Origin of the sequence: Microbacterium meiriae, assembly GCF_040685015.1 — a bacterium.
Taxonomy (GTDB): Bacteria; Actinomycetota; Actinomycetes; order Actinomycetales; family Microbacteriaceae; genus Microbacterium; species Microbacterium meiriae.
In genome coordinates this window covers 793,591-806,414 of sequence record NZ_JBFBHD010000001.1, presented here as the reverse complement: position 1 = coordinate 806,414, position 12,824 = coordinate 793,591, and the positions used below count along the sequence as shown (strand labels likewise).

General features: G+C 71.2%; 12 protein-coding genes. 5 read left to right on the top strand and 7 right to left on the bottom strand.

The features are described 5' to 3' along the window. Positions 1 to 119 precede the first annotated feature (119 nt). A complete protein-coding gene (locus AB0N68_RS04015; protein ID WP_062766125.1) occupies positions 120 to 1,475 on the bottom strand; it encodes a uracil-xanthine permease family protein in 1,356 nt (451 codons plus the stop codon). 100 nt (positions 1,476 to 1,575) lie between these two features. Further along, a complete protein-coding gene (locus AB0N68_RS04010; protein WP_292793286.1) occupies positions 1,576 to 2,451 on the bottom strand; it encodes a phosphoribosylaminoimidazolesuccinocarboxamide synthase in 876 nt (291 codons plus the stop codon). A 189-nt stretch (positions 2,452 to 2,640) separates the two neighbouring features. Between AB0N68_RS04010 and AB0N68_RS04005 the strand changes: the two genes are divergently transcribed. From AB0N68_RS04005 to AB0N68_RS03990, 4 genes are all read left to right on the top strand, one after another. Further along, positions 2,641 to 3,273 carry a PadR family transcriptional regulator gene (locus tag AB0N68_RS04005; protein WP_313366664.1) on the top strand — a complete coding sequence of 211 codons (633 nt, stop codon included), beginning with the start codon at positions 2,641 to 2,643 and terminating at the stop codon, positions 3,271 to 3,273. Beyond that, positions 3,270 to 4,802 carry a DHA2 family efflux MFS transporter permease subunit gene (locus AB0N68_RS04000; RefSeq protein WP_292793288.1) on the top strand — a complete coding sequence of 511 codons (1,533 nt, stop codon included), beginning with the start codon at positions 3,270 to 3,272 and terminating at the stop codon, positions 4,800 to 4,802. The genes AB0N68_RS04005 and AB0N68_RS04000 overlap by 4 nt, the downstream gene beginning before the upstream one ends. Positions 4,803 to 4,950: 148 nt before the next feature. After that, the gene (locus AB0N68_RS03995; RefSeq protein ID WP_144881453.1) at positions 4,951 to 6,435 is read left to right on the top strand and encodes an amino acid ABC transporter substrate-binding protein/permease; all 1,485 of its coding nucleotides are present in this window, start codon (positions 4,951 to 4,953) and stop codon (positions 6,433 to 6,435) included. Further along, positions 6,432 to 7,160, top strand: coding sequence for an amino acid ABC transporter ATP-binding protein (locus tag AB0N68_RS03990; RefSeq protein WP_292793296.1), 729 nt, complete (start codon positions 6,432 to 6,434; stop codon positions 7,158 to 7,160). The genes AB0N68_RS03995 and AB0N68_RS03990 overlap by 4 nt, the downstream gene beginning before the upstream one ends. Positions 7,161 to 7,230: 70 nt before the next feature. Here the strand turns inward: AB0N68_RS03990 and purD are convergent, their stop codons facing one another. Together purD and AB0N68_RS03980 are read right to left on the bottom strand one after the other, a co-directional pair. Further along, positions 7,231 to 8,508, bottom strand: a complete 1,278-nt coding sequence (purD, locus tag AB0N68_RS03985; protein WP_187663087.1) for a phosphoribosylamine--glycine ligase — start codon at positions 8,506 to 8,508, stop codon at positions 7,231 to 7,233. 147 nt (positions 8,509 to 8,655) lie between these two features. Then, the gene (locus AB0N68_RS03980; protein WP_313366663.1) at positions 8,656 to 9,330 is read right to left on the bottom strand and encodes an NUDIX hydrolase; all 675 of its coding nucleotides are present in this window, start codon (positions 9,328 to 9,330) and stop codon (positions 8,656 to 8,658) included. A gap of 49 nt (positions 9,331 to 9,379) precedes the next feature. On the opposite strand from AB0N68_RS03980, the gene AB0N68_RS03975 reads away from it, so the two are divergent. Continuing rightward, the gene (locus AB0N68_RS03975) at positions 9,380 to 9,748 is read left to right on the top strand and encodes a sterol carrier family protein (RefSeq protein WP_187663089.1); all 369 of its coding nucleotides are present in this window, start codon (positions 9,380 to 9,382) and stop codon (positions 9,746 to 9,748) included. Here AB0N68_RS03975 and AB0N68_RS03970 read toward each other — a convergent pair. The 3 genes from AB0N68_RS03970 to AB0N68_RS03960 are packed head-to-tail and all read right to left on the bottom strand — an operon-like array spanning position 9,745 to position 12,691. Continuing rightward, positions 9,745 to 10,518: a heme ABC transporter ATP-binding protein gene (locus AB0N68_RS03970; protein WP_292793304.1), complete on the bottom strand. Its 774-nt coding sequence runs from the start codon at positions 10,516 to 10,518 to the stop codon at positions 9,745 to 9,747. The two genes, AB0N68_RS03975 and AB0N68_RS03970, sit on opposite strands and share 4 nt — an antisense overlap. Continuing rightward, a complete protein-coding gene (locus AB0N68_RS03965; RefSeq protein ID WP_187663091.1) occupies positions 10,515 to 11,588 on the bottom strand; it encodes a FecCD family ABC transporter permease in 1,074 nt (357 codons plus the stop codon). The genes AB0N68_RS03970 and AB0N68_RS03965 overlap by 4 nt, the downstream gene beginning before the upstream one ends. Further along, positions 11,585 to 12,691, bottom strand: a complete 1,107-nt coding sequence (locus AB0N68_RS03960) for a heme/hemin ABC transporter substrate-binding protein (protein ID WP_292793309.1) — start codon at positions 12,689 to 12,691, stop codon at positions 11,585 to 11,587. The genes AB0N68_RS03965 and AB0N68_RS03960 overlap by 4 nt, the downstream gene beginning before the upstream one ends. Positions 12,692 to 12,824: the final 133 nt, after the last annotated feature.

Here is a 12,824-nt window from a genome sequence, read left to right as displayed (position 1 = left end):
GAAGGGGCGTTTTCCGTCCGGGCTCCACCCCGCAAACCGGTGCGAGTGCGAAAACGGGCTTTCGAGGGGTGCGGGAGGAGCGAAACCCGTCCCGCACGCACCCCGGAGCGGGCGGGGCGTTACGCGGGGTCGCCGCCGAGGGGGCCGACGGGCTCGAGGGGCTTCGGGTCGTCGGCGCCGGTCTTGCGCGCCCGGGCGATGAGGTTGCCCAGGTGGTAGATGAGCAGCGCCGCGACCGTACCCAGCACGATCCCGCCGAAGGCGAAGTCACCGAGCTGCATCGTGAACCCGGCGATGCCGATCACGAGGGACACCGCGGCGGTGTACTGGTTGACCGGCCGGGAGAAGTCGACGCGGCTGTCCACCCAGATCTTGATGCCGATGATGCCGATGAGGCCGTAGAGCGCGGTCGTCGCCCCGCCGAGCACGCCCGCGGGGATCGAGTTGAACACCTCGCCGACCTTCGGGGAGAAGGCGAGGAGGATCGCGAACAGACCCGCCACCCAGTACACGGCGGTGGAGTACACGCGGGTCGCGGCCATGACGCCGATGTTCTCGCCATAGGTCGTGGTGCCCGAGCCGCCGAAGCCACCCGCGATGGTCGTGGCGACGCCGTCGGCGATGAGCGCGCGGCCGGTGTGACGGTTGATGGCGGGGTCCTCGGTCATGGTCGCGACACCGCGCACGTGGCCGACGTTCTCCGCGATGAGCACGAGCACGACGGGCAGGAACATCGCGATGGTCGACCAGGTGCCCGGCTCGACGAAGTCCGGGAACTGGAAGTGCGGGAGGCCGATCCAGGGGGCGTCCGCGATGAGCTCGGCGGGGGTCTTGTCGCCGCGGAGCGGGTTGGGCACCTCGAACGAGCCGTTGAACGCGGCCCAGATGAAGCCGACGGCGACGCCGAGGAAGATCGAGATCCGTCCGAGGAAGCCCCGGAAGAGCACGGCGAAGAGGATGATCGCGACGAGGGTGATCGTGGCGGTCACCGGGTCGAGCGCGAAGTTGCTCCAGGCGGTGGGGGCGAGGTTGAAGCCGATGAGCGCGACGATGGCGCCGGCGACGACCGGGGGCATCAGGGCGTCGACCCAGCGCAGGCCGACGAACTGCACGACGAGGCCCACGACCGCGAGGAGCACGCCCACCGCGACCACGCCCGCGAGGGCCGAGCCGGTGCCGCCCGCCGCGACGGCCGCGGTGATGGGGGCGATGAAGGCGAACGAGGAGCCGAGGTAGCTGGGCAGCTGGTTCTTCGTGATGAGGAGGAAGAGCAGCGTGCCGATGCCGCTGAAGAGCAGGGTCGTCGACACCGGGAAGCCGGTGAGCGTCGGCACGAGGAACGTGGCGCCGAACATCGCGACGACGTGCTGCGCGCCGATGGCGATGGTCGCGGGCCAGGACAGACGTTCCTCGGGGGTGACGACGGCGCCGGGCTCGACGGTGCGGCCGTTTCCGTGCAGCTTCCACAAAGCCATGCGGGCTCCTCAGGGTTCGGGATCGGGGGCGGAGTGCTGGAGCAACACTACCGATTCCTGAGTTTTCCCTGTGCGCCTCGCGGTCGCGGGGAGCGCGGTGTCAGGCGCCGAGGCGGTCGATGAGCTCGCGGTACCGGGCGGCCGTCCGGGCGACGACCTCGTCGGGCAGCACGGGGGGCTCGCCCTGCCTGTCCCAGTTCGCCGCGAGCCAGTCGCGCACGATCTGCTTGTCGAAGCTCGCCATCCGCTCGGCAGGCGTCGACCCCGTGCGCCAGGCCTCAGCGTCCCAGTACCGGGAGGAGTCGCTCGTGAGGACCTCGTCCGCGAGGCGGAGGGTGCCGTCGGCGTCGGTCCCGAACTCGAACTTCGTGTCGGCGAGGATGAGGCCCTTCTCCTCGGCGATGGCCGCGGCCCGACGGTAGATCGCGAGCGAGGCGTCGCGGAGCTCGGCCGCCCGGTCCGCCCCGACGAGCTCGACGACGCGGTCGAACGTGATGTTCTCGTCGTGCTCACCCATCGGCGCCTTGTAGGCCGGGGTGAACAGCGGCTCGGGCAGACGGTCGCCGTTCTGCAGCCCTGCCGGCAGGGCGATGCCGCACACGGTGCCGTGCTCCTGGTACTCGGCCCAGCCGGAGCCGGTGATGTACCCGCGCACCACGCACTCGATCGGCAGCATCTCGAGCGACTGGGCGAGCATGGCGCGATCGGCCACCTCCTCCGGCAGGTCGCCGTCCGTGAGGTGATTCGGCACGTCCAGCTGGGCGAACCACCAGCGGCTGAGGCGCGTCAGCAGGGCGCCCTTGTCGGTGATGCCCGGGGAGAGCACGACGTCGAACGCGCTGACGCGGTCGGACGCGACGACGAGGATGCGGGTGTCTCCCGGGTCTTCGGACGCGTAGAGGTCGCGGACCTTCCCGGAGTAGAGGTGTCGCCACCCGGGGATGGCCTGCGCGTTTCCTGCGGACGGTGTGCTCACCCGCCCATTATCCCGGTGATGCGTGCTCTTCCGCGCCGAGACCCCGCGTTCGCGTCGAGACCCCGGGGTGAGCGCGCCGGGACCCCGGGGTCTCGCCGGAAAGACGGGGTCTCGGCGGAGGAGGGGCGGGTGTATAGTCCATGTGGACTATTCGTGCGGGGCAGGGGACAGGGCATGAGGGGGAGTGGCGTGGGGAAGAGCAGGGATGTGGTGGCGGCGCTCACGCCGCTCGGCGTCATGGTGCTGGCACTGCTCCGCGAGAGCGACATGCACCCGTACGAGATGGTGCGCCTGCTCCGCGCGCGACACGACGACCGGCTCATCACCGTCACCAACGGCACGCTCTATCACACCGTCGCCCGACTCCAGCGGGCGGGGCTGCTCGACGAGGTCGGCACGGACCGCGAGGGCAACCGGCCGGAACGCACGACCTACACCCTCACCGACGCCGGACGGGAGGCGGTGGTCGCCTGGGTGCGGCGCTCCCTTCCCCGCATCGACCGCGAGACCGACGCCCGCGTCGCGCTCGCCGAGTCGCACAACCTCGACCGGGACGACGCCGTCGCGCTGCTGCAGGAACGGCGTGAGGCCCTCGTCGCCTCGTACGCTCTCCACCACGACGGCCTCGCCGCCGCCCGCGCCAAGGGCGTCCCGCCGCAGGTCCTCGTCGAGATCGAACGGCAGGAGGCGCTGCTCGACGCCGAGCTCCGCTGGCTCGACTCCCTCCTCACCCGCCTCGACGGCGACGAGCTCCGCTGGGGCCCCGACGCCTTCGACGACACCGACCGCTACCGCGCCCAGCGAAAGGCTGCACAGCAATGACCGATTCCCGTCAGACCTCGGGACCCGAGACCGGGCCCTTCGCCGCCGGTCACGCACCGAAGAGTCCGTGGCCGGCGCTCTGGGCGCTCGTCATCGGGTTCTTCATGATCCTCGTCGACACCACGATCGTCTCCGTCGCGAACCCGGCGATCAAGGCCGCCCTCGACCCCGACACGAACAACCTCGACAACGTCGTGTGGGTCACCAGCGCCTACCTGCTCGCCTACGCCGTCCCGCTGCTGATCACCGGACGACTCGGCGACCGCTTCGGGCCGAAGAACATCTACCTCATCGGGCTCGCGGTCTTCACCCTCGCCTCGCTCTGGTGCGGACTGTCCACCACGCTCGAGGGCCTGATCGCTGCCCGCGCGGTCCAGGGGCTCGGCGCCGCATTCATGACGCCGCAGACCATGGCCGTGATCACCCGCACGTTCCCGCCCAACCGCCGCGGCGCGGCGATGGGCCTCTGGGGCGCCACGGCCGGCGTCGCCACTCTGGTCGGCCCCCTCGCCGGCGGTCTGCTCGTCGACGGCTTCGGGTGGGAGTGGATCTTCTTCGTCAACCTCCCCGTCGGCGTCATCGCCTTCGTGCTCGCCTGGATCCTCGTGCCGAAGCTGAAGACGCACCCGCACCGGTTCGACCTCGTCGGCGTCGTGCTCAGCGCCGTCGCGCTCTTCCTCATCGTCTTCGGGCTGCAGGAGGGCGAGAAGTACGACTGGGGGACCATCGTGGGGCCGATCTCGGTCTGGGGGCTCATCATCGCGGGCGTCGTGGTGCTCGCGCTCTTCATCGTGCAGCAGGCGCGCACCCGCAGCGAACCCCTCGTGCCGCTCGCGCTCTTCCGCGACCGGAACTTCTCCGGCGCGAACGTGGCGATCGCCGCGGTCGGCTTCACCGTCACGAGCATGTCGCTGCCGATGATGTTCTTCCTGCAGACGGCGCGCGGCCTCACCCCGACCGAGGCGGCGATGCTGCTGATCCCGATGGCCGTGCTGTCGGGCGTGCTCGCCCCGGTCGCCGGGAAGATCCTGGACCGTGTCGACCCGCGTATCATCCTCGTCCCCGGCCTGATCTGCGTCGCGGCTGCCCTGGTCTGGTACTCCGCCCTGACCACGATGGACACCCCCATCCTGATGTTCCTGCTGCCGTCCGCCCTGATGGGCATCGGCAACGCGGGCATGTGGGGGCCGCTGGCGACCACGGCCACGCGCAAGCTGCCGCCGCGGCAGGCCGGTGCCGGCGCGGGCATCTACAACACCACGCGCACCATCGGGTCGGTCATCGGCTCCGCGTCGATCGCCGCGTTCATGCAGTCGCGGCTGGAGGCGAACCTCCCCGGTCTGGCCGACGCCCCGGCCGGCACGGGCAGCGGCGCACTGCCGCCGCAGGTCGCCGAGGGCTTCGCTGCGGGCATGTCCCAGACCCTCCTGCTGCCCGCCGGCGTGATCCTCATCGCCCTCGTCGCCTCGCTGTTCCTCCGCGGACACGACCGCAAGGACGAGCCCGTCGCCACAACCCCTCCGGCGTGACCGCGATGACCCCGACACGCCGGTATCCACGCGGCTTCCGGCAGTGTCGGGCGTCTCTCCGAGATTCCGGTGCGCGGGAGGTGCAGGGTTAGGGTGGATGGTCGGCGGCCGCCGGGCCGCCCTTCCGAACCCCCGAGGAGCACTCGACGTGAGCCGCCATCCATCCTCTCCGCCGAGCCGTCTGCGGCGGTTCGGCCGCACCGCCGGCGCGACCGCTCTCGCCGCGCTCGTCGCCGCCGGGGCGCTGCTCGCCGGAGCCGCGCCCGCCACCGCGGCCGACGACGGCGAGACCTACGTCATCGGCACCGACACGACCTTCGCGCCGTTCGAGTTCACGAACGAGTCCGGCGACCTTGTCGGCATCGACATGGATCTCCTGCGCGCGATCGCGGAGGACCAGGGCTTCGACGTGGAGATCCGCCAGCTCGGTTTCGACGCCGCGGTGCAGGCGCTGCAGTCGAACCAGGTCGATGCCGTCATGGCCGGGATGTCGATCACCGAGGAGCGCCAGCAGACCTTCGACTTCAGCGACCCGTACTTCACGAGCGGCGTGCAGCTGGGCGTGCTCGAGTCCAGCGACATCGAGTCCCTCGACGACCTCGACGGCAAGACCGTCGCGGTGAAGACCGGCACCCAGGGGCAGACCTTCGCCGAGGAGAACGCCGACGAGTACGGCTTCCGCATCACGCCCTATCAGGACACGACCGACATGGTCGACGCGGTCAAGGCGGGTCAGGCCGTCGGCTACTTCGAGGACTTCCCCGTGCTCGCCTACGGCATCCAGCAGGGGTCCGGCTTCCGCCTCGTCGGCGAGCCGGCGCTCGGCGGCGAGTACGGCTTCGCGGTGAACAAGGGCGAGAACGCCGAGCTCCTGGAGATGTTCAACGCCGGCCTCGCCAACCTGCAGGACTCCGGCGCGTACGACGAGATCGTGGACACCTACCTCGCGACGGGTGACGACGCGCAGGAGGCGCAGCCCACCGACATCATCTCGGTCGCGGTGAAGTACTGGCCGGCCCTGATGCAGGGTCTGTGGCTCACGATCCTCGCCACGATCGTCGCGGTGATCGCAGCCTTCATCCTCGGGATCATCTTCGGCTTCGGGCGCCTGTCGAAGTTCGCGCCGTTCCGCTGGATCGCGACCGCCTACGTCTACGTCTTCCGCGGGACCCCGATCCTGATCCAGGCGTTCTTCGTGTTCTTCGCCATTCCGCAGCTCATTCCGGACCTCAAGTTCGACCCGTTCGTGGCCGGTGCGATCACCCTGTCGCTGAACACCGGTGCGTACATGACCGAGATCATCCGCGGCGGGATCCAGGCGGTCGACCCCGGTCAGGCGGAGGCGTCGCGCTCGCTCGGTCTCAGCCACTGGAAGACGATGCGGAAGGTCGTGCTGCCGCAGGCGTTCCGGATCATGATCCCGTCGTTCGTGAACCAGGGCATCATCACGCTGAAGGACACCTCGCTCATCAGCGTCATCGGTCTCGCCGAGCTGACCTTCGTCTCGCGTCAGATCATCGCCTCGACGTATCTCTCGGCGCAGGTGCTGACGATCGTCGCCATCATCTACTTCGTCGTGATCACGCTGCTGACGCTGCTCGCGAACCGCCTGGAGAGGAAGGCCAACGCATGAGCAAGATCGAGGTCAGGGACCTGCACAAGTCCTTCGGCGACAACGAGGTGCTCAAAGGCATCGATCTCACGGTCGAGGACGGCGAGGTCATCGCGGTGATCGGCCCGTCCGGCTCGGGCAAGTCGACGCTGCTGCGCTGCCTCAACAAGCTCGAGGAGCCGACGTCGGGGCGCGTGATCATCGACGGTGTCGACCTCACCGACAAGAGCGTGAAGCTGGACGAGGTGCGGCAGCGTATCGGCATGGTGTTCCAGCACTTCAACCTGTTCCCGCACATGACCGTGCTGGAGAACATCACGCTCGCCCCGGTCGAGCTGGGCCGCATGACGAAGGCCGAGGCCCGCGACCGCGCCCGCTCGCTGCTCGAGCGCGTCGGCCTGTCGGAGAAGGCGGACGCGAAGCCCGCGTCGCTCTCCGGCGGTCAGAAGCAGCGCGTGGCCATCGCCCGTGCGCTCGCGATGGACCCGGAGATCATGCTGTTCGACGAGGCCACCAGTGCCCTCGACCCGGAAATGGTCGGCGAGGTGCTGCAGGTCATCCGCGATCTGGCCGAGGGCGGCATGACCATGGTGCTCGTGACCCACGAGATGGGCTTCGCGCGCGAGGTGTCCGACCGCACGGTCTTCATGGACGGCGGCGTCGTGGTCGAGGAGGGCACCCCCGCCGACCTGTTCGGCGCCCCCAAGAACGAACGCCTCCAGGACTTCCTGTCCAAGGTTCTCTGACCCCGGCTTTCGAGTCGCGTGAATGGCTGCATTCCCGGTCGGGATGCAGCCATTCGCTACGTGAAGCGGGTCAGCGGGCGACGCGGGCAGCGATGTCGGTGCGGTGGTGGGAGCCCTCGAGGCGGATGCGGCCGATGGCGTCGTAGGCGCGGGCGCGGGCGGTGCCGAAGTCCGGGGCCACAGCGACGACGTTCAGCACACGGCCGCCCGTCGCGATGAGCGAGCCCCCGGGTGCGTCGGGGCTGGCGGTCGCGGCGTGCACCAGACGGACGCCCTCGACCGCGGCGGCGTCGGTCAGGCCCTCGATCGGACGCCCGGTCTGCGGCGCCTCGGGATATCCCTCGCTCGCCAGGACCACGGTGATCGCGACCTCATCGCGGAACACGGGCTCCGGCTGGTCCTCGAGCGTGCCGGACGCGGCGGCGAAGAGGAGCTGGGACAGCGGGGTCTCCAGCCGCGGCAGCACGACCTGGGTCTCCGGGTCGCCGAAGCGCGCGTTGAACTCGATCACGCGCACGCCCTGCGGGGTGAGGATGAGGCCGGCGTAGAGGAGCCCGATGAACGGGGTCCCCTCGGCATCGAGCTGTCGGACGACCGGGAGCGCGACGTCGCGGGTGACCTCCTCGACGAACGCCTGCTCGCTGCCGAACTGCTCCGCGAGCCAGGGCAGCGGGGAGTACGCTCCCATGCCTCCGGTGTTGGGGCCGGCGTCGCCGTCGAGGGCACGCTTGAAGTCCTGTGCCGGGCTGAGGGCGCGTACCGTGTCGCCGTCGCTGAGGAAGAACAGCGAGACCTCGGGGCCGGACAGGAACTCCTCGACCAGGACGGGGCCGGCCGGGAGGTACTGCTCCGCGTGGGCCAGGGCCTCGGCGCGGTCGGAGGTGACGATGACACCCTTGCCCGCGGCGAGTCCATCGGCCTTGACCACGTGCGGGGCGCCGAGCTCCTCGAACGCGGCTTCGACGTCGGCGACCGTGGCAGCGCGGACCGCGCGGCCGGTCGGCACACCGGCGGCGTCCATGACGCGCTTGGCGAAGGCCTTGGAGCCCTCGAGCTGCGCGGCGGCCTTGCCGGGTCCGAAGACGGGGATGCCGCGGCCGCGGAGCTCGTCCGCGACGCCTGCCACGAGCGGAGCCTCCGGGCCGATGACGACGAGGTCGATCGCGTGCTCGTTCGCGAAGGCCGTGACCGCGGCGCCGTCCAGCGGGTCGAGGGCGACGGGGGTCGCGTCCTGCGCGATGCCGGCGTTGCCGGGGGCGACGAGGATCTCGTGCGCGGTGGACTCGGCGCGCAGCGCCAGGATGATCGCGTGCTCACGGGCACCGGAACCGAGGACGAGGATCTTCACGCGTCCAGCCTATCGAGGCACGTGCGCGGGGTTTCGGCCGGTCCCGCGTTCACAACTCAGGACTATCGGCGCGGCAGCCGGGATCCGACGGCATATCCGGACCGATCCGCCGCGGTTCTCCTGAGCTGTGCACGGAGGTCGGGAGGGTCAGAGCGCGATCGGGCGCTCGTCCGCGGTGTCCCAGGGCACGGTCCAGCCGGTCGCGTCGAACAGCGCGTCGAGAACCATGGCGGTGAAGCCCCACACGATCGTGCCGTCCACGTCGAAGGCGGGTCCGCGGAACGTGCGGCCGGCACGGGACAGGGTCGAGGTGAAACGGGTCGCCGGGTCGAGGAGCTGGGCGACGGGGACGCGGAACACGTCGACGGTCTCCGCGTGGTCGACGGCGACGACGCGGGACGGCGACTGCCACCAGGCGAGCACGGGGGTGACGAGGTGGTTGCTGGCAGCGAGGGGGATGACGGGGAGCGTGGCGAGCACCTCCACGCCGTCGGGGTCGAGGCCGGTCTCCTCCTCGGCCTCCCGCAGCGCCGTGGCGACCGCGTCGGCGTCGGCCGCTTCGGCGCGTCCGCCGGGGAAGGAGACCTGGCCCGGATGCGAGGAGAGCGTCGGAGCGCGACGCTGCAGCAGGACGTCGAGATCGCGTGCGACCGCCGCGTCCACGGTCGGTGCGGGGATGTGGTCGAGGACGCCGAAGAGGATGAGCACGGAGGCGTCGTGGGCGCCGCCCGGGTCCGCGAGCGGAGGGATCGGCACGCTCCAGGAGTGGTCGGCCGCGGCGGCGAGCAGCTCGGCCCGGGCGCCCTGCGGATGCATGCTCATGTCCTCGAGCTTATGACCCGGTCCGGGGCGGCGGATCTAGGGTGGGGGGATGGCCAGGAAGATCGACATCGTCGACGGGCGCGCGGCGCTCGGTGCCGTGCGCGACGCGGAAGCCGCGGGGACGAAGCCGGCGCGTGCGGAACTCGCGACCGCGGTGCGCTACCTGCTGCAGCTGCTCGACGAGAAGGCCCCTGGCAACAGCGTCGAGGTGCGGGTCCCGCCGTTCGGAGCCGTGCAGGTGATCCAGGGGCCGCGGCACACACGCGGCACGCCGCCGAACGTCGTGGAGATGGACGCGGCCACCTGGATCGCGGTCGCCACCGGCGCCGAACCGTGGGCGGACGCCGCGACGGCCGGGCGCATCCACGCCTCGGGCACGCGCGCTGACCTCACCGGCGTGCTCCCATTGCGTCCCTAGCGGCGGGCGACGACGAGCGGCACCCCGGTGCGCGGGTGCGGGAAGACGTCGACGGGCTGCCCGTAGACCTCCTCGATCCGCGCGGCCGTGAGGACCTCGTCCGGCGTGCCGGTGGCGGCGACCCGCCCGTCGGCGAGCAGGGTGACGCGGTCGGCATGCGCGAGCGCGGCGTTCAGATCGTGCAGCACGATCGCGACCGCGACCCCGGCCTCCGCCTGGGTGCGGACCACGCGCATCACGTCTTCGTGATGCTTGAGGTCCAGCGCCGCCGTGGGCTCGTCGAGCAGCAGGATCCCGGTGCTCTGGGCGAGCACGCGGGCGAGCGCCACCCGCGCGCGCTCACCGCCGGAGAGCGAGGGGACGGACCGCTCCCGCAGCGCCGCGACCTCGGTCGTCGCCATCGCCGTGGCCACGGCGCTGTCGTCCTCGGCGGCGGCCGGGGTCCGCGCCCACGGGGTGCGTCCCATCCGCACGACCTGCTCGACCGTGAAGGGGAAGGTGACGGTGTTCTCCTGCAGCAGCACGGCCCGGTGCCGGGCGAGGTCGCGGGGGCGGGTCGCCGCCACCGGACGGCCGTCGAGGAGGACGGTGCCCGAGACCGGAGCGATGTCGCCGGAGAGCACGCCGAACAGGGTGGACTTGCCCGCGCCGTTCGGCCCGACGAGGGCATGCACCTCCCAGGCGTGGATGTCGATGGCCGCGTCGGCGAGGATGGCGCGTCCGTCCCCGACGCGCACCGTGAGCCCGCGGCCCTGCAGCCGGAGGCTCACGCCCACCCTCCCGACCGCCGCCGCGTCCGCACGAGGAGCCAGAGGAAGAACGGGCCGCCCACGAGCGAGGTGATCATGCCGATCGGGAGGTCCGCGAGCGGCACCGCGGTGCGGGCCACGAGGTCGGCGACCGCGATGAGGAGGGCGCCGCCGAGGGCGGAGGCGATCACGAGCGGCAGGTGCGCCGGGCCGATCAGCATGCGCATGAGGTGGGGGACGACGAGTCCGGCGAAGCCGATGATCCCCGCGAAGGCCACCGCCGCGCAGACGAGCAGCGCCACGGTGACGATGACGACCATCCGCAGCAGCTCGACCGGGACGCCGAGATGCCGGGCGGTGCGCTCGCCGAGGGCGAAGAGGTCCAGGCCCGGCGCCACGATCAGGGCGACGACGATCCCGATCGCCACGAGCGGCGCGACGAGCTGGATGTTCGACCAGAGCGCGCCGTTCAGCGAGCCGAGCTGCCAGAACACGATCTGCTCGCGCGTCGAGGTCGTGCCGAGGAAGGTGAGGAAGGCCATGCCGGCGCCGGCGATGGCGTTGATCGCGATGCCGGTGAGCAGCAGGGTGACCACTTCGGTGCGGCCGCCGGAGCGGCTCAGCAGGTACACCGAGAAGACGGCCACGAGGCCGCCGAGGAAGGCGAAGGCGGGCGTGGTCCACATGCCGAAGGTGGCCAGGCCGAACGTGATGCTCGCCGCCGCGCCGAGCGCCGCGCCGGACGAGACGCCGACGACGCCCGCGTCGGCGAGGGGGTTGCCGAAGATGGCCTGCATGAGCACGCCGGAGACCGCGAGCGCGGCGCCGACGAGGAGGCCGAGGACCAGCCGCGGGAGGCGGAGGTTGAAGATCACGCCGTCGTCGGTCGCCGCAGCCGCAGCCCCCGGGGTGTCGATGCCGAGACCGCGCAGGAGGACGCCGACGAGCGCGGTCGGCGACAGGTCGTACTGCCCGCTCGTGATCGACGCGACGCAGGTGACGAGGAGGGCCACGACGAGGGCCACGACGACCGCCGCGAAGCGCAGTCCCCGATGCCGGGTCGGCGTCGGGGTGACGACCTCGCCGGTCACGAGGCGGGTTCCGGCGCGTACAGGGCGCGCGCGAGGGCGCTGATCACGTCGGCCGACCGGGGGCCGAAGCTGAGGATCTCGGCGTCCGCCATGTCGATCACCCGGCGATGTGCGCCCGCCGGGGTCTCGGCGATGGCGGGGATGCGTTCGATGAGTCCGTCGACGCCGCCGACCGATTCCAACCCGTCCGTCATCATCACGAGCACGTCGGGCTGCGCGGCGACGAGCGCTTCCGCCGTCATCGGCTTCATGCCCTCCCAGCCGATCTCCTCGGCGACGTCGACCCCGCCGACCGCGTCGATGAGGGAGTCCGCCCCCGAGTCCTCGCCGAAGATGTAGTACACGTTGGCGCTCCCGCGCACGTACAGGAACAGCATGCGGGCCCTGTCCGCCTCGGCGGGCGGGGTGACGGCGGCGATCTCCGCGATGGCGGCGTCGAGCTCGGCGTCGAGGCGGGCGATGAGCGCCGCACCGCGCGTCGGGACGCCGAGGGCCGTGGCGATCTCCGTCACGAGCGCGTCGGTGGTGTCGATCCGTCGGTCGCTGGAGATGACGACGACCGCGATTCCGGCGTCCCGCAGCTGCTGGCGGACCTCCTTCGGACCGATCGTGGTGTCGGTGAGCACGACGGTCGGGGCCAGTTCGAGGATCGCCTCCGGGTTGAGCGTGTGCCCGGTCTTGGTGACGACCGGAAGGTCCTCGGTGCCGGGGAACTGCGTGGACGCGTCGCGCCCGACGACCTGATCGCCGAGCCCGAGCGCGAACACGGTGGCGGCGATCGTGCCGGAGATGTCGATCGGGAGGATGCGATCGACGTCCGTGATCTCGACCTCGCGGCCTTCGCTGTCGGTCACGGCCACCGGGAGCGCCGGGGCGGTGTCGTCATCGACGGGGACGACCGCGTGACTCGCGAGGCACGCGGTCGAGGGACCCGTGGCCGCGCGCACATCGGCGACCAGGTCGAGATCGGCGAGAGGAGTCGACGCCTGCGGGCACGCCGCGTCGACGGGAGGTGTCGACGCGGGGTCGGAATCCGGTCCGGCACAGGCGGCCAGTCCGAGAGCCAGCGCGGCGGCGAGGAGCAGGGCAGAGGCGCGTCGCATTAGGCAAGGCTATCCTAAAACTTGACGTCCTCGCCGACGCCCCTCTACGCTCGGGATCGGCGGCTTGCTTAGCCAAGCCTAACCAAAGTCCACTTCGCCCGACTGCCGTGCGGTACCGCCGGGAGCGCACGAT